12 protein-coding genes are annotated in these 15,733 nt (G+C 72.1%); 5 read left to right on the forward strand and 7 right to left on the reverse strand.

Annotated features, from left to right (window positions below; translation table 11 throughout):
• Positions 1-57: 57 nt before the first annotated feature.
• From ACIA8L_RS48940 to ACIA8L_RS48955, 4 genes are read right to left on the reverse strand one after another with little or no spacing between them, the layout of a single operon-like run.
• The gene (locus ACIA8L_RS48940) at positions 58-1,227 is read right to left on the reverse strand and encodes a TIGR02679 domain-containing protein (protein ID WP_395915992.1); all 1,170 of its coding nucleotides are present in this window, start codon (positions 1,225-1,227) and stop codon (positions 58-60) included.
• The gene (locus ACIA8L_RS48945) at positions 1,220-5,266 is read right to left on the reverse strand and encodes a TIGR02680 family protein (protein ID WP_395915994.1); all 4,047 of its coding nucleotides are present in this window, start codon (positions 5,264-5,266) and stop codon (positions 1,220-1,222) included. The genes ACIA8L_RS48940 and ACIA8L_RS48945 overlap by 8 nt, the downstream gene beginning before the upstream one ends.
• A 10-nt stretch (positions 5,267-5,276) precedes the next feature.
• Entirely contained in the window at positions 5,277-6,605 is a 1,329-nt protein-coding gene (locus tag ACIA8L_RS48950) for a DUF2398 family protein (protein WP_395915996.1), read from the reverse strand.
• Positions 6,602-8,176, reverse strand: coding sequence for a TIGR02677 family protein (locus ACIA8L_RS48955; protein ID WP_395915998.1), 1,575 nt, complete (start codon positions 8,174-8,176; stop codon positions 6,602-6,604). Before ACIA8L_RS48955 ends, ACIA8L_RS48950 begins: the two co-directional genes overlap by 4 nt.
• A gap of 266 nt (positions 8,177-8,442) precedes the next feature.
• Here ACIA8L_RS48955 and ACIA8L_RS48960 point away from each other — a divergent pair, with 266 nt between their 5' ends.
• Entirely contained in the window at positions 8,443-9,003 is a 561-nt protein-coding gene (locus ACIA8L_RS48960) for a Uma2 family endonuclease (protein ID WP_395916105.1), read from the forward strand.
• A gap of 12 nt (positions 9,004-9,015) precedes the next feature.
• Here the strand turns inward: ACIA8L_RS48960 and ACIA8L_RS48965 are convergent, their stop codons facing one another.
• On the reverse strand, positions 9,016-9,783 hold the full coding sequence (locus ACIA8L_RS48965) for a VOC family protein (protein WP_395916000.1): 768 nt from the start codon (positions 9,781-9,783) through the stop codon (positions 9,016-9,018).
• Positions 9,784-9,838: 55 nt separating this feature from the next.
• Between ACIA8L_RS48965 and ACIA8L_RS48970 the strand changes: the two genes are divergently transcribed.
• On the forward strand, positions 9,839-10,411 hold the full coding sequence (locus ACIA8L_RS48970) for an ArsR/SmtB family transcription factor (RefSeq protein WP_395916002.1): 573 nt from the start codon (positions 9,839-9,841) through the stop codon (positions 10,409-10,411).
• A gap of 59 nt (positions 10,412-10,470) precedes the next feature.
• Positions 10,471-11,694 carry an MFS transporter gene (locus ACIA8L_RS48975; protein WP_395916003.1) on the forward strand — a complete coding sequence of 408 codons (1,224 nt, stop codon included), beginning with the start codon at positions 10,471-10,473 and terminating at the stop codon, positions 11,692-11,694.
• On the opposite strand, the gene ACIA8L_RS48980 is transcribed toward ACIA8L_RS48975, so the two are convergent.
• Positions 11,606-12,463: a hypothetical protein gene (locus tag ACIA8L_RS48980; protein WP_395916005.1), complete on the reverse strand. Its 858-nt coding sequence runs from the start codon at positions 12,461-12,463 to the stop codon at positions 11,606-11,608. The genes ACIA8L_RS48975 and ACIA8L_RS48980 overlap by 89 nt on opposite strands.
• 65 nt (positions 12,464-12,528) lie before the next feature.
• Here ACIA8L_RS48980 and ACIA8L_RS48985 point away from each other — a divergent pair, with 65 nt between their 5' ends.
• Together ACIA8L_RS48985 and ACIA8L_RS48990 are read left to right on the forward strand one after the other, a co-directional pair.
• Positions 12,529-13,386 (forward strand): menaquinone biosynthetic enzyme MqnA/MqnD family protein, encoded by an 858-nt coding sequence (locus tag ACIA8L_RS48985; RefSeq protein WP_395916006.1) that lies wholly within the window; start codon positions 12,529-12,531, stop codon positions 13,384-13,386.
• 82 nt (positions 13,387-13,468) lie between these two features.
• Positions 13,469-14,863, forward strand: a complete 1,395-nt coding sequence (locus ACIA8L_RS48990) for an ATP-binding protein (protein WP_395916008.1) — start codon at positions 13,469-13,471, stop codon at positions 14,861-14,863.
• Here ACIA8L_RS48990 and ACIA8L_RS48995 read toward each other — a convergent pair.
• Positions 14,852-15,730: a hypothetical protein gene (locus tag ACIA8L_RS48995; RefSeq protein WP_395916010.1), complete on the reverse strand. Its 879-nt coding sequence runs from the start codon at positions 15,728-15,730 to the stop codon at positions 14,852-14,854. The genes ACIA8L_RS48990 and ACIA8L_RS48995 overlap by 12 nt on opposite strands.
• Positions 15,731-15,733: the final 3 nt, after the last annotated feature.

The raw sequence follows: 15,733 nt of genomic DNA on the forward strand, positions 1-15,733 counted from the left end.
CGGTCGACCATGTTACGCCCGATCCGGCGCCGACCACACTGCATTTCCAGTACAAGGTCAGGACAAGTCCTGCAGCAGCAGCGGGAGGAGCCGCTCCTCCATGACGGCGCGTCCGCTACGGATCATGGCGGCGGCGAGCGAAGGGTCCCACGGTGTTGCCGTCGGCGTGCCGATCAGGGCCAGGCCGTCGGCCGCGTTGGTGGTGTACGTGGCGGTGTCCATGCGCCACGGTACGGCGTTCGGGTAGCGGGTCAGCGCGGCTGCGGTGAGTCGCACACCCGCCCAGTCGAAGTCGTTGCGCCATCGGATCACCGTGTCCGGGGCGGCGGCGCGCAGCAGCGTGTGCAGGGCGGTCGACGGTACGCCCTCGGTGCAGATCAGCGGCCGTGAGGTCCCGGCCGCGGCCGCGCGCAGTACCGCCGGATTCTCGCAGACGAAGAGCTCCCGGGCGGTCAGGGTCAGCGGCTCGAGGCGTAGCTGGTGCAAGGTCACTCGCATCGGCACCCGGGCGGTGGCCGCCTCGGTGAGCCACGAGCCGAGCAGGCCGCCGCCGGCCGGGACGTTGAGCACCAGAACCTGGCTGGCGAGGTCGTCAGGCACGACGCCGACCAGGTCCCACAGCGCCCGCTCCGACTCGGCGCCGGCCGGCACGGGCACCTGGTGCCAGGCCGCGAGGGCGCGCAGCGTCAGACCGCGCACCGGACCGTCGGTCAGCGCCTTGGTGTCGCCGAGCAGCCGTTCGGCGAACGCCGGCATCGGCTCCTCGGCGGCGGGGAGCGCGTCGAGGACGGTGAGGACAGCTCCCAGGTCGATGCCGCCGCGAGCGATCCGGGTGAGCGTCCCGTCGCGACGCATCGCTTCCAGCCATTCCTGGAACCATGGTGACGTGGCGTGGCAGCTGGTGGCCGCCAGCGTCAGCAGCTCAGCGCGCCTGTCGATGATCTCCCGGCGCTCCCCGGGGCGGTCGCGCAATGGGCCGAGGACCGAGGCGAGCCCGGTGCCGCGGACGTCCCTCAGGTGCGCGTCGAGGTCGGCGAGGCGCACGGCGAGCCTGGCCCCGCCGGTCGGGCGGTACACACCCGTGACACCGATGACGACCAGCCGTTCGTCGTCGGTGGGGGCGGTGATCGACACGCTGCCGGCGAGGCTCCCGCCGGTGCGTTCCAGGCTGCGCCGGGCCGCTTCGAGCAGGCGCCGCCAGCCGGGCTCGGCCCAAAGATCAGTCACGGAGCGCGTCGACGGCGAAGGCGGACGCGTGCCGGGTCTCCGGCGAGCCGAGCGCGCGAGCCAGCGTGCCGTCGAAGTCGGCGATGTTCATCGCGCCGTCCCAGACCAGCAGCACGGCCGACACCGTGTGGTCGACCGCGGAGTGCGATAGGTCGTAGTGCGCGGCGCCCCGCACCGCCGGATGGGTTGCCCACAGGTCGTAGCCGGTCATGAACAGGTCCAGATCGAACTGCTTCGCCAGGGACATCAGCTCGCCGCGGCCGTTGTCGTCGACCCCGGCGAACGCCTCGTCGAGACCGAGCAGCCGTGGCGCGTCGGGCCGCGCCGAGCCGAAGAGGGCGTTCGCGGCGGCGAACAGCGGCAGGTGGAGCGAGACGGACTGCTCGCCGCCGGAGAGCTGGCTGTGCCGGGCGCGGGTGAGCGGTTCGGCGATCCCGCCCGGCCTGTGCAGGGTGAACGCGAACTGTCGCCACTGCCGGTAGTCGAGCACCTCGGCCAGCAGCTCGCGGTAGGGCTTCTCCGGCGTGGCGGACCGGGCGGCCTTGATCCGGTTGGCGAAATGTCGCCGCATCGACGTCAGCTGCGCCGGGCCGAGCCGGGCTGGGTCCCGCTCCAGGAGCTTGCAGATCTCGCGCTGCTCGGCGTCGAGGTCGTCGGAGAGCCGCCAGCCGACACCGACGGTGAGACCGGAGGACATCCGCCGGGCGCGCATCTGGGCATCCATCGCGGCGACCAGGTCGCGCGCCTCGATGGTGCGCCGGTGGATCTGACCGGCGAGCTGCCCGAGCAACGCGTCCTCGAAGACCCGCTGCTCGGCGTCGGTGAGCAGCTGCTCCTGATCCCGGCGGTCGGCGGCGATGCGCTCGGCGAAGCGGGCGACCGGGGTGAGGCCCTGCTCGTCGGCCACCCGCACGACGATGACGCCCTCGTCGGTGTCCCACTCCGGCCGGTGATCGAGGCCGGCGGCCGGCAGTTGCGCCTGAAGGTCGGCGAGCGCCGTGGTGAGCCGGGTGGCGCTCTGCTTGAGCGAGGTCTCGGTCGGGGTCAGCTCACGGGTGGCGGCGAGCACCGCCTCGTGCAGTGCGACGACGGCCGGGTCGAGCTGGTCTCCGGTGGTGTCGACGGCGGGCCACAGCAGGCCGGTCGGGCAACGGATCAGGCCGAGGAGGTCGGGCTGGGCATACGGTCGCAGCCGCGACGCGTCCTGCCGGGCTTCGCGCAGCGCGGTGGCGACGGCCTGGCGGCCGAGGTCGACCCGGGCCTGCGCGGCCGAGCGCTGCTGGACGCCCTCGGTGTAGGCGTCGCGGGCCGCGGCCAGGGCCGCCTCGGCGGCGGCGATGTCCTCGCCGGCCGCGGCGACGTCGGCCAGAATCTGTTGTGCCTCGACACCGATGCCGCTGCGCAGAGTGCGAAGCTCCTCGTCTTTCTCCACGTGCCGCCGGTCGGCGGCGGTGGCCGCGCGCCGTGCCCCCGCCAGTCGTTCGACCGCCTCCTGGTGCCGGTCGTGGGCTTCGTCGGACCGCTCGGCGGCGGTGGCCGCCGCCTGGTACGCGGCCTCCAGCCGTAGCCCGCCGCGTTCGAACCGGGTGATCGCGTCGGCCACGGCGTCGAGGTGTGCCACCGGCAGGGAACGCTCGGCAACGGTCCGCTGCAGCGCGGCCGCGGCCGCGGCCCGCACGGCGACGGCCGCGTCGAGCCGCCCGGCGGCGTCGACGGCCGCTTCCCGGCGGACGGCGAGCGTGGCGGAGGTCCGGTCGTGGTCCCGGCGGGTCGACCGCAGCCGGTCGAGCGTCGGCAGTGCCTTGCCCGCCCGGTCGGCCTCATCGATGACGGCGAGCAGCGCGGTCCGTGATTCGTCGAGCCGGGCCAGGTCCGATTCGAGCGCACGGAGCCGGCGGTCGCAGTCGGTGAGGCGGAGCGCGCGGCGGGCGGCGCGGGCGGTGGCGCCGATGTATTCACACCGGTCCTTGCGCAGCAGGCCGGTCCCGTGCGCCTGTGCCCATCGGCCGGCCGTGTCGACGCCCGAGCGGGTGGACAGGTCACCGAGCGCGATCGATGCCAGTACCGCGTCGATCGTCGCGGCGGGAACGAGGTCCTGTGTCTCCGCGACGAGCACGTCGGCCAGGCTCGGGCCGCCGACCGGCCGGCCGGCGCTCAGGTAGGCGTCCTGGACACCGGTGCTGAGCGCGCCGGCGGTGTCGTCGGCGGACGGGTACAGCCAGGCGTCAAGCAACCCCGCAGCGTGCAGTGCGGCCTCGACGCCGGCCGCGTCGGCCTCCGGTACGTGATCGGCGAAACGGACCAGGCGCCACAGCGGCGCGCCCGGGCGACGGTCGCGCTGGGCCGGGCGGGTCGCGGACGGAGGCGGGGCGTCGTCGTGCTCGGCCGCGATCCGCGCGCGCTCGGCGGTGGCGTCGGCGTGCTCCGACTCGACCGCGGCGCGCTCCGCGGCGAGTGCGGCCAGGGTTTCCCGGCGGGCGGCGAGCGGCGCGGCCACCGCCTCGGCGAACACGTCCTTGAGCGGTGCACCGTCGATGGCGTCGACGAGCGTGTCCGTCAGGTCGGGCACGCCCAGCCGCGTGAGCGGCCCGGCCCACCGCGCGCTCCACGCGTGCAGGTCCTCGACCACGGCGGCGTGCGCGGTCTCCACGGCGGCCGCGGCCGCGCTCTCGGCGAGCGCGGCGTCGTCCATCGCCGCGCTCGCGGCGCGGTCGGCCTCGGTGGCGCGCGCATGGTCATCGTCGGCCCGGGCGGTCCTGGCCATGTGGTCGCGCACAGTGCGCAGGTCGTCGCGGCGGGCCGTCGACCGGGCCGCCAGCCGGGCCGGGAGCCCGTCCGCCTCGGCGGCGCCGTCGCCCCAGTCGACTCCGGCGACCTGGGCGTCGGCGGCGACCTCGTCGGCGAGCCTCGCCACCTGCGCCAAGGCGTCGCGCGCCGCGACCTCGGCCCGTTCCCGGTCGCCGCGCCGGCGCTGCTCGGCGGTCTCCTCGACGCGCACGGCCGCCTCGGCGTCACGGGCCGCGCCGACCAAGTCGTCGACGTGCCGTTCCAGGTCGGCGAGCTGCTCGTGGGAACGGTACGCGGCGGAGCTCTTCAACCGGTCGAGGTGCGCCCGCAACCTTCCGGGCTCGGCCTCGGCCGCCTGCAGTGCCAGGTGCGCGCTCCGGGCCGTGTCCTCGGCCACCGCGGCCGCGTTCTCGGCCCGGGCCGCCTCTTCGGTGCGCCGATCCGCGTCGGCGCGCCGTGCGGTAAGCGTGTCGGCGGCGGCACGGGCGTGGGTGCGCAGGTAGGTGGCGTATACGCCGAGGAACGCCGAGGTGGCAATGTCGGCCGCGACCAGGCCCTCCAGGGTGCGGGCGACCGCCTCCATGTCGTCGAACGACCGGGCGGCCTCGGTGAGGAGATGGTCCTCGACGGGCCGCAGCCCCCGCTGCAGGGTGCGCGACAGTTCCGCCGGGTTGAGGTCCTTCGCCAGCTGCGGCTTCCGCAACGTCAGCACCAAGTCGAGCAGTTGCTCGAACCGGGCCGACCCGAGGCCGAACAGCTTCGCGTCGACCAGTTGGCGGTACTCCTCCGTCGAGTCCCGCACCGCGTCGGCGCCGAACTGCTCGACGAGGTCCTTGCGGGACAACGGGCGGTCCTCGGCGTCCAGCAGCGAGAAGTTCACGCCGACGCGGCCGTCGGCAACGAAGTGCCATCGGGTGACCCGGTCGTTGTGCCGGTGCGCGCGCAGCCCGATGCCGATCGTCACGAACGAGGAGCCATTGCCGAACTCCATCCAGACGTAGGCGTGCGCGCCCTCCTGCCCGCGGTACAGCAGATTGGACTTCATCGTGCGGTCCTCGCCGGCGAACGGGTTGAGCCGCCGCGGCTCGATCCGGCCGTCGAGCACGAACGGGAACAACACCTCCAGGGCCTTGGTCTTGCCCGACCCGTTGGGCCCGCGAAGCACCAGCCAGCCGTCGACGAAAATGAACTCCTCGTCGCGGTAGTCCCACAAGTTGATGATCCCGGCGCGGGTCGGGGAGAAGCGGGCCACAGGGACTTCCTTAGAAGAGGGTCCGTTGACGTATCTGAGCAACCGTTCCGCGGTACCGGCCGGCCAATGGCCGCACCAGTACCCCGCCTGGTACGGGCGTCACCGCACCGAATCTGGCCAGCAGTTCGACCGCCTCGGTCCGCAGTCGGTCGGGGTCGGCGTGCCAGGCGGCGCCGAAGGCCGCCCCGTAGCGCTGGAGGATCTCGGCCACCGCCTCGCGCAGGAAACTGTCCGTCACGAACGGCAGCCTGCTCGGCTCCATGTCCGGCTCGCTCGTCGGTTTGGCCGGGGCGTCGCTGATGTCGCCCGGTACGCCGCCGACCGCCGCCGGTAGCGCGGCGTCCACGGCGGCGATGAGTGCGGCCTGCTGCCCGCCCGGGTCCGGTGCCGGCATTCGCCTGACCCGCCGGCCGTCCGGGTCGAGTGCCCGCGCCGCGAGCTGGACCGTCAACAGCACCGCCGCCTGCGCCACGGACCCGGTGCCCGGGAACCGCTCCACCGAGAACCCGAGCGTGTCGGTGAGCAGCACACCCTCCGCACGCCGCTCGACCCGCAAGCCGGTCAGCCGGTACAGGTCGGCGGGCAGCGCCGTGCCGCGCAGATGGTTCGCGACCATGGTGGTGACGTCGCCGAAGTACACGACGGGCGTCTCGATGACGGCCCGGCGCGCGGCCTGCGCGGCCGCGCGCCGCTCGGCGTTGTCGCTGGTGGCCGCCGAGCGTTCCAGAAGGGCCGTGACGCTGTCGAGGTGCTGCAGCACTCGAGGCGGGTGGAACATGGCGACCAGCGCATCACGGGCAATGTCGTAAAGGGCCTCTCCGGCCATGGGATCGCTGGCCCAGGACGCGCTCGAGCCGTCCGCCAGGCGGAGCACCCCGCGCTCCTCCAGCCAGGTCACCGCGTCGACGAACGCGCGACGGTCGGCGCCGGAGTCCGGGTCGAGTCCTAGGCCGCCGATCCGGTTGGCGTCGGCGGACACGACGTCGGCGAGCTCACCGACCGTGGTCTGGATACCGGCCCGGCCCAGCGCGGCGAGGCACAGCGCCAGGTAGGCGTACCGCCGGCGGTCGAACGGCCGGCCGGTGCGGGTGACCGCCGGCCGGTCGGGGTCGAGCCGGTCAGCGGTCCGCACCAGCCGGGCCGTCGAGCCGTGCAGTTCCAGCCGGTAGCCGAACGCCTCCGCGAGATCACGGCGCAACTGCCCGGCGAACCGCCGGACGCGGACCAGCGCCCGCTCGTCGGGGTAGGCGGCGGTGATCAGGGGGTGGCGCAGGACCAGCCGCACCGCACGCTGGTAGTCGGCCAGATCGAGATCGGATACCTCCGCGGCGAACCTCACGGGACCGGCACCAGCGCGGCCGCCGTGTGCTCCGCCGGTGTGACGCTCAACGCGTAGCCGTGCAGATGCAGGCGACCTGTTGTCGTCGCCACGGTGGTGAAACGGTGCGGGGTCGGCGTGAGGGTGAGCCGCACCCCGTAGGCCGCCGCCGCCAAGGGAGCGTCGACGCGCCCGCCCGCCCTGGCTGCGAGCGCCACGTCCAGCAGGCGCCGCAGCACCGCCAGCTGCTGATCGTCGAGCTCGACACCGGCGTCCAAGTCGCCGTCAGCATGATCCTCGATCAGCCGCGTGGCGGCCGCCGTGTTGTGGCGTTCCGCGGCGAGCTGTCGCTCCCGCAGCCGGTCACGCTGTCCGGGGGACCGTTCCAGCCGGGCCGGTCGGCCGTTGCCCTGCCCAGGTGCCCGGCCGGACTGCACGAGCGTGCGGGACAGCTCGACCGGCGGCGCCTCCCACCAGGACAGGCGGGTCGGGATGAGCTCCGGATCGGCGTGGGTGACCCCGAGGTGGCGTGGTGCGCCGAGACCGAAGACCACGTCGAACAAGGCATGGGCGACCTCGACGGAACCGGTCCCGGTGAACCATGCGGCGAGGTGCCGCAGTTGCGACTCGCGGCTCACACCGCCCCGGCGGGCCTCGGTGACCCGTCGCAGCAGGGCCAGGACGTTGCCGATCGCCGCCATCGTCGCGCCGGAGAGTCGGTCGGCCTCGCTGGGCACGCCGTCGTTCGCCGGCGCGAGCCACGAACGCAGACCGGCCCACCGGCGTCGCCAGTCCTCCAGCCGCTCGGCCGGCGTCGCGAACAGCCGCTCATCCGCCGCGGCGGCCGCCTCCACCATGCGGTCCAGGCCGGTGGCCTCCACCTCGAGGACCGCTTCGCGCAGTCGGGGCGTGTATCGCTGCAGCTCATCGTGAAAATCACGCAGGTGCGTCAGCAGCGCGTCCTTGTGCGCCAGGAACGCCTCGGGTCGCACGTCGGGCGTGCGGCTGAGGTCGCCCAGCATGTGGTAGAACCGCGCCGCGCGCTCGGCGATGTCCGCGAGTGCCCGGTCGAGCCGGCTGAGCTTGCGGTAGACCTCTTCGGCATCGCCGCTCGCGTTCGCCGTGGCGAGCGCCTTCAGGTCGGCGAGGAGGTCGGCGAAGACCAGACGGGAGAGCGAACTGTCACCGAGGCCGGCCGCGAGCACGGACTCGACCGCGCGGTGCGCACGGTATCCGGCCTCGGTGAACTGATACACCGAATGCCGATTGCGATACTCGGCCAGTGTCGCCGCGCGGGCGCCGTCCTGCCCGCGGTCCAGCACACCCCACTCGACCAGAGCGTCGAGCAGCCGCGGCAGCTCCAGCCCGGCCGGCTCGGGACAGTCGGGATGGATCGCCGCCAGCCCCGCCATCGCGGCCGCCACCTCGGACGTGTGCAGGACCACCTGATAGCTGGAGCGGGCCGCGTCGAGCGACCGCAGGACCCACAGATACGCCGTCCGGTTGTCGGCCGTGACGTAGCTGAACAACCGCATCCGGTCGTCGAGCCCGAAGTCGTCCAGACCGAAGGACGGCGGGCTCGGCTGCGCCATCGGGACCCCCTCGAATCAACCGACCCAACGTAGTCGACCCATCCGCAAGGGACCAGGTGCCACCCGATCGGGTCGGCCGGGGTGCATCGGCGCCGCCGGCGTGCCGGGCAACGCCGCAAGGCCCCGCACCGGCCATGGACACGGCCGCTGCGGGGCTGTGCGGTTTACGCTTCAGGGCAGCGGCATTTGCCGCGTTTCCCGAGCAGACTAAGATTGACGCCGTGGGGCCATATGGGCCAAACTGAGATGCGGAGGTGAATCCGCTCATGAATGTGGCTTTGGTTCCCCACCCCGGTCCCTGGACCGAGGACGAGTACTTCGCATTGGGTGAGACTCCGATTCGGATCGAACTGTTCGATGGGAGTCTGCTCGTGCACCCGGCGCCGACGTCGACGCATCAGCATGTGCGCAGACTGGTCGCCAATTCGCTCGAGTCCGCGGCGGACGAGGCGGACCTGTGGGTCTTCGAGGGCGTAAATGTCCGGCTGGCCAGCTGCAGAGTCTTCATCCCTGACCTGGCGGTCACTCCGGTCGACGACGCCACCTTCACCGATGCGGCCGACGTGAAGCTGATCGGTGAGGTGGTCTCGCCCGGAAATGCCGGCACCGACCGCGTCTTGAAGATGGCGCTCTACGCGGCGGCGGGAATCGAGTGGTACCTGCTCGTCGAGCCGGAGCGGTCCGGTTCCATCACGTTGCGGCTGCTCCGGCTCGACGGCGAGCATTACGTCGAGCACGCGGTGGCGAAGGACGGTGAGACGCTGAGCGCGGACGGCCCGTTCCCGATCGAGATCGACACCGGCGCGCTGTTGCGTCGCCGTCTCTAGCGGCCCGGCCGCTCAGGGGCGCAGTTCGGGGATCACGTCGATGGCCAGGATCGGGCCGCCGGTGGGGTCCAGGATCTGGCAGGCCTGGCCGATGCCGGCGTCGACCGGGCCGGCGAGGACGCGGCCGCCGAGGTCGGCGGCGCGGGCCATGAAGCCGGTGCAGTCGTCGATCGAGAAGATCGTGCGCCAGTGGTGCGGGGTGTTGGGCGGGTAGCGCTCGTCCATGATGCTCAGGCCGCCGACCACGCGGTTGTGGGAGACCCACTCGTGGTACTCCATGGTCACGCCCGGGGCGGTGCCGGCCTGGTCGACCCAGCCGAAGATCTGGCCGTAGAAGGCGGCGGAGGCGGGGACGTCGCGGGTGACGGTTTCGCTCCAGCAGATGGCGCCGGGTTCGTCGTGGACCTGGGCGCCGGCGAAGCGGACTTTCTGCCAGGCGCCGAAGACCGCGCCGGCCGGGTCGGTGTAGAGGGCGGCGCGGCCGCGGGTCGCCACGTCGGTCGGGGGTTGGACGACCTGGCCGCCGGCCGCTGTGACCTGGGTCGTGGTGGCGTCGAGGTCGTCGGTGGCGATGTACGTCAGCCACGCCGAACGGTCGGCCGGTGACGGGATCAGACCGGCCACGACCAGGTCGCGCAGGAGGAACAGCGTGGTGCCGTCCTCGGCCTCGGTCGTCGTCCAGCCGAACAGGTCGCAGTAGAACGCGGCCGCGGTGGCCGGGTCCGGGCTGGTCAGCACCGACCAGCAGGGAGTCGCGGCGGCATACCCTCGTACTCGCACGGAGGCACTCTAAGCAAAACGTCAGACGTACTGAGATCGTCTGAAGGGGTACACATTGATCGACGAGAGTCGGCGGCAGACTCGGGTTCGCGACGCGGCGACCATGCGGGCGCTGTCGCATCCGGCGCGGATCGCGGTGCTCGACCGGCTCTTCAGCGGCGAGCCGGCCACCGCGACCGAGCTCGCGGAGGTGTGCGGGCTGTCGCCGAGCGCGACCAGCTATCACCTGCGGGCCCTGGCCAAGGCCGGGATGATCGAGGAGGCGCCGAGCCGCGGCGACGGGCGGGAGCGGCTGTGGCGCAGTCAGCACCGCGGGCTCGACGTGGCCACCGGGCCCGAGCGCGGGCCGGCCGAGCAGGCCGCCGACCGGGAGCTGGCGACGGTGTTCCTGGATCTCGAGGAGGCGCGGGCGCGGGAGTGGCTGGCGCGGCGCGACTCGGAGCCCTACGAGTGGTATCTCGCCTCCGCTTCGGCCGGCGTCCGCCTGGTCGCCACGGCTGAGGAGCTGCGGGAGCTCAACGAGCGGGTACTGGCGCTGCTCGAGCCGTACGCGCGCCGCAGCCGCCCGAACCCGCCCCCGGAGGCGCGTGCGGTGGACGTCACATATCGGACATTCCCCCGCGCATAAGGACCGCGTAGCAATCGACGGGCTTGCCGACAGTACATGTGAAGGATTATTTTCGAAGTATGTCTTTCACATCTCCCCGGGATGTGTACCTCCTCGCCGGCGCCCGCGGCGTATCGCTGTTCGGGGACCTCCTCGCGACCACCGCGCTCGTCCTTGCCCTGCAGGAGCGCGGGGCCGGCGGGAGCGCGATCGCCGCCGTGTTCATCGCCGCCGTCCTCCCCGAAGTCGTGTTCGTCGCGGTCGCGGCCCGGATCGTGGACCGGCTCGACAGCCGGCTGCTGCTCACCGCGACCGGACTGGTGCAGGCCGCCGCGTGCGCCGCCATGGCGTTCACCAACGGCACCTGGACCCTGATCGGGCTGGTGGCGGTGCTCGGCGCCGGCCTCGCGATCACCGCGCCGACCTTCAGCGCGCTACTGCCGGAGATGGCCGGCCCGGCCGCGCTCGGCCGGGCCATGGCGATCGGGCATACGGCCAACACCCTGGGCTCGCTCGCCGGCCCCGCCCTCGCCGGGCTACTGGTCGGCGGGTTCGGGCTGCGGGTGCCACTGCTGATCGACGCCGCCACATACCTGGCCGTCGTCGCGGCCGGCCTGCTGTTCCGAACCCACCGCAAAGGCGCCGCCGGCACCCCTCCAAAAGGGCGACTCCGCGGCGATCGGCTGCTCATGACGACCATCGGGCTGCTGGCCGCGCTCGTGCTCACACTCAACATCAACGTGGTCGTCGCCGTGTTCTACATCCGCGGGCCGCTCGGCGGCAGCGCCACCGAATACGGCCTGGTCGACGCGGCCTGGCTGGCCGGCATGCTGGCCGGGGCCTGGCTCGCCACGTCGATCCGCGGGGACGACGCCCGCCTCGCGCGGATCCTGGCGGCCGTGTTCACGGGCACCGCCATCGTGGTTCTGAGCTCTGGTTTCGTGCAAAAGCCTTGGCAGTTGTACTTCCTGTGGCTGCTCGGCGGCGCGCTGAACGGGGTCGACAACACTGTGCTCGGGGTCCTCGCCGCCCGCCGCGTCCCCGAGGCCGTGCGGGGCGCGTTCTACGCCCGCTTCGGGGCGATCATCAACGGGGCCAACCTGATCGGCTACGCGGCCGGCGGAGCGCTCATCGGCCACTTCGAACCGCGCGCCATCGTCATCGGCTGCGGAGTGGCGGGGGTGGCGGCCGCGGTCGTGTTCGCAGTACCCCTGCTCAATGCTGCGTCAGCAGTTGCTTCGTCACCTCCCGGCACGTCTTCACCCCGTAGTCCTTCCCCAGCGAGCTCGGGTAGTGGGCCATGATGCTCAGGCTCCAGCCGTCGCCAAGGGCCATGCAGGCGATGTGCCACTGCCCGTCGTCGCGGGCCAGCCAGCCGTTCTTGATCGCGGTCGACTTCTGCAGCTCGGCCGGCAGGACCTCGATCGGCCCGAACCGGCCCGGCCCGCGGACGTTGCGCATCTCGTTGAGCAGCCAGTTGGTCCACTTCGGGCCGGCCGCGCGGCCATCGCCGATGCACTTGGCCAGGCGGGCCACGTCACGGGCCGACATCTGGGTCAGGCTCCAGGAGTTCTGCGTGCCCTTCGTCTCGGTCAGGCCGCAGGTCGTGATCATCCGCTTGATCGAGGTCAGGTTGCCGTTCTCGACGTGATACTTGAACGTGTTCTCGGTCTCGGAGTCGCGGATCATCCGGCTGAGCTCGTTCAACGCGGTGCTGCTGGGCTGCTTGTTAGCGGCGCCCTGGCGGCGCAGCCAGTCGGCCGCGACCCAGGCCTTGGCCATCGAGGCGGTGTCGCTGGTGGTGTAGGGCGTGGAGCCGAACAGCTGATCGGTCTTCAGGTCGTAATACGCCCACGACCAGAACCCCTTGACGTTCACCGACACCGGCTGCGTCGGCGTGAACAGCGGCCCGCTCTCGCTCTTCGCGGGTGACTCCGCCGGGAGGGGCGACTCCGACGGGGCGGCCGCGGCGGGCACGTGGCTGCTCGCCACCTCGGGCGGGTCCTCCGAGGCGGAGCAGGCGGTCGTCGCGAGCGCGGCGACCAGTGTGAGCACGGCGAAAGGGCGGCGCACCTCACGAGGGTATCCGCTGTGACAATGGCCGCCCCGCCCGTGTGGCGCCGTGACTGTGGGGCACGATGGGTTGTGTGCCAGCACTGCAACGGCCCCGCGTCGGTCACATCCAGTTCCTGAACTGCCTGCCCATCTACTGGGGCCTGATGCGGTCCGGCGCGCTGATCGACGTGGATTTGTTCAAGGACTCGCCGGAGCGGCTCAACGCGGCCCTCGTCGCCGGCGACCTGGACATCGGCCCGATCTCGCTGGTGGAGTACCTCCGCCACGCCGACGAACTCCTCCTGCTGCCCGACCTCGCGGTCGGCAGCGACGGCCCGGTCCTGTCCGTGAACCTGGTGTCCACGGCCCCGCTCACGTCGCTGGACGGCCGCCGGGTCGCGCTCGGCGCCACGTCCCGCACCGGCGTCCTGCTGGCCCAGATGTACCTGGAGTCCGCCGTCGGCGTGCGCCCGCAGTACTTCAACAGCCCACCCGACCTGGCCCGCATGCTGGACGAGGCCGATGCCGCCGTGATCATCGGCGACGTGGCCCTGCGCGCGATGCACGACGCCCCGCAGCAGTCCTGGGACGTCACCGACCTCGGCCAGGCCTGGCGCACCTGGACCGGCCTGCCGATGGTCTTCGCCGCCTGGGCCGTCCGCCGCGACTTCGCCGCCGCCCACCCGGGCCTGGTCAAGGACGTGCACGAGGCGTTCCTGCGCTCGAAGGAGCTGTGCCTCACCGAGCTCGACGAGGTCGCCGCGGCCGCGGCCCGCTGGGAGTCCCTCTCCGCCGACTCGCTCGCCACCTACTTCCGGGCACTGGACTTCTCCCTCGGCGCCCGCCAGGTCGAGGGCCTGCGCGAGTTCGCCCGCCGCGCCGCCGAGCGCGGCGCCGTCCCGCCCCTGCCACCCGGCGGCCCGGCCTTCTTCCAAGGCTGATCCAGTGCCCCGGCCCAGGCGAAGCTTGTTCATAGGACTACAAACAGCTTGTACTACAAACTGTTTGTAGTACGGTGAGTTTGTGGATGTCATAGGCCGCCGGACCGAGTTGGCCGAGCTGACCACCGCCTGGGCTCGGGTCACGTCCGGCCGGCCGGAGCTGGCCGTTGTCTGGGGACGGCGGCGAGTCGGCAAGACCTATCTGCTGACCCACTTCGCCGAAGGTAAGCGCTCGGTTTACTACACCGCGACGCGGCAGGACACCGACGACCGGCAACTCCGGCGGTTTGCCGAAGCGCTCCGTGAGCAACTCGGCGACGAGGTCGCGGACCTGGCCCCGGAGACCTTCCCGAGCTGGGAAGCGGCTCTACGGTTCGCGGCTCGGCTGGCCCGCACCGAACCCCTATTGGTGGTTCTCGACGAAGCGCCCCGTCTGACCGGTGGGCACGCCGACTTCGCCGACACGGTTTCCGCCGTTTGGGAGAACCACATCCGGGACCAACGGCTGCTGCTGGTGCTTTCCGGATCGGCGGTCGCGGTGATGGAACAGATGCTGGGTCCGCAGGGCGGCCTGCACCGCCGAGCCGGCGTCGAGCGACGGATGGACCCGTTTCCGTTCATCGACGCGCGGGCGTTCCTGCCGGATCTGTCGCCGACCGACTTCGTCCAGGCGTATGCCGCCTGCGGTGGCTATCCCCTGCATCTGCGTCGCTGGTCGGCCCTGAAGTCGCCCGAAGAGAACTTGACGGAGCTGGCTTTCACGCCCGGCGGCCTGCTCTTGCGCGACGCGCCCGACATCCTCTCCGAGGACCTTGACTGGCGCGGCGGGTATGAGCGTGTGCTCACGGCCATGTCCGGCGGTGCTCGGCGCCGGTCCAGAATCGCCGGGCGGGCCCAGCAGAGGATTGACTACACGCTCGATCGGTTGCGGCGCGCCGGTTACGTCAGGACGGTTCGCTCCCTTGGCGAGGGCGGTTCGACCGATCCGCTATATGAGATCGCCGACGACTACCTCGCCTACTGGTTTGCTGTGCTGCGTGATGACGCCGATCTGATTGAGGGCGGCCAGGGCGCGGCCGTCCAGGAACGCGTCACCGGGCGCTGGCAGACGCACCTGGCCCGGGTGTTCGAGGCCGGGGCCCGTGATCACGCTCAACGATTGGTGACGTCCGGCACGCTGCCCGGTGACACGGTGATCGGCCGCTGGTGGAAGGACGAAATCGTCGAGATCGACGTGCTCGGCCTTTCGGGGAGCCGGCCGGTCCTCGTCGGCGAGTGTCGATGGCAAGCGAAGCCGCTCACGCAGCGTGACCTTTCCGACCTGCAGCGCCGGGCCGCCCATCTGCCGGCTCCTGATCAGGCCGGGCTCATCTATGCGCTCTGGTCCCGTGGCGAGGCCGATCCGGCGCTGGCCGCCCAACCCGAGGTCCGGACGTTCAGCGCGGCCGACATGCTCGGAGCCCGGTCAGGCCTGTAGCTGTTGGGTGACGCTGGAGCAGATGTCTTCCCCGTAGCCCTGGCCCTTTGCGGCGGGGTAGACGGTCAGGACGCTCAGGACCCAGTCGGTGCCGATGGCCAGGCAGTTGACGTGCCATTTGCCGTCGCTGCGGGCGATCCAGCCGTTCTTCACCGCGGTGCCGGCCTGTTCGGTGGCGGGGAGGGCGGGGGTGATGCCGAACTTCTGGTCCTTGGCGACGTTGCGCATCTCGTTGAGCAGCCAGTCGGTCCATTTCGGGCCGGCCGCGCGGCCGTCGCCGATGCAGGCTCCCATCCTCGCCGCGTCGCGGGCGGAGACCAGGGTGGACGCCCAGTCGATGTACGCCTTCGAGTCCGTCAGGCCGCACGTCTGGATGAGCCTGGTGATGCTCGCGGACTTGCCGTCCAGGCCCCAGAAGTACGATGCCGCGTCGTTGTCGCTGTTGCGGATCATCTGGCTGAGCTCGGACAGGTTCGATTTGCTGGGGTTGGGGGTGCGGCGCAGGTAGTCGGAGGCCAGCCAGGCCTTGATCATGGAGGCGGTGCGCTGGGCCGTGCCGGCGTTGTCGGAGCCGGCGGTCGTGCCGGTGCGGCGGTCCAGGACGGTCCAGGACCAGAAGCCGGTCGCGTTGACCGTGACCGGGGCCGAGTGCAGGAGGGCCTCGGGGAGGGTCGGAGCCGTCGGGGCGGCCGGGGCGGCTTTGCGGGTCGGGGCTTCGCTGGCGGCCGGGCTTTCGACGGCCGGGGCGGCCGGCGCGGCGGCGTCCGAGCTGGCGCCCAGCATGTTGCTGCCCCAGACGAACGGTACGCCGACCAGCAGTGCGGCCACGAGCAGCACGAACGCGGTCAGTCCGACACGCTTGCGCATCAG

The organism is Dactylosporangium sp. NPDC051541 (assembly GCF_044454505.1).
In the GTDB taxonomy this organism is placed as follows: Bacteria; Actinomycetota; Actinomycetes; order Mycobacteriales; family Micromonosporaceae; genus Dactylosporangium.

Coding starts and splice junctions, on each gene's coding strand:
- ACIA8L_RS48995 (WP_395916010.1), bottom strand. CDS start 15,730: ATGCGCAAGCGTGTCGGACTGACCGCGTTCGTGCTGCTCGTGGCCGCA.
- ACIA8L_RS48985 (WP_395916006.1), top strand. CDS start 12,529: ATGGGTTGTGTGCCAGCACTGCAACGGCCCCGCGTCGGTCACATCCAG.
- ACIA8L_RS48975 (WP_395916003.1), top strand. CDS start 10,471: ATGTCTTTCACATCTCCCCGGGATGTGTACCTCCTCGCCGGCGCCCGC.
- ACIA8L_RS48960 (WP_395916105.1), top strand. CDS start 8,443: ATGAATGTGGCTTTGGTTCCCCACCCCGGTCCCTGGACCGAGGACGAG.
- ACIA8L_RS48955 (WP_395915998.1), bottom strand. CDS start 8,176: ATGGCGCAGCCGAGCCCGCCGTCCTTCGGTCTGGACGACTTCGGGCTC.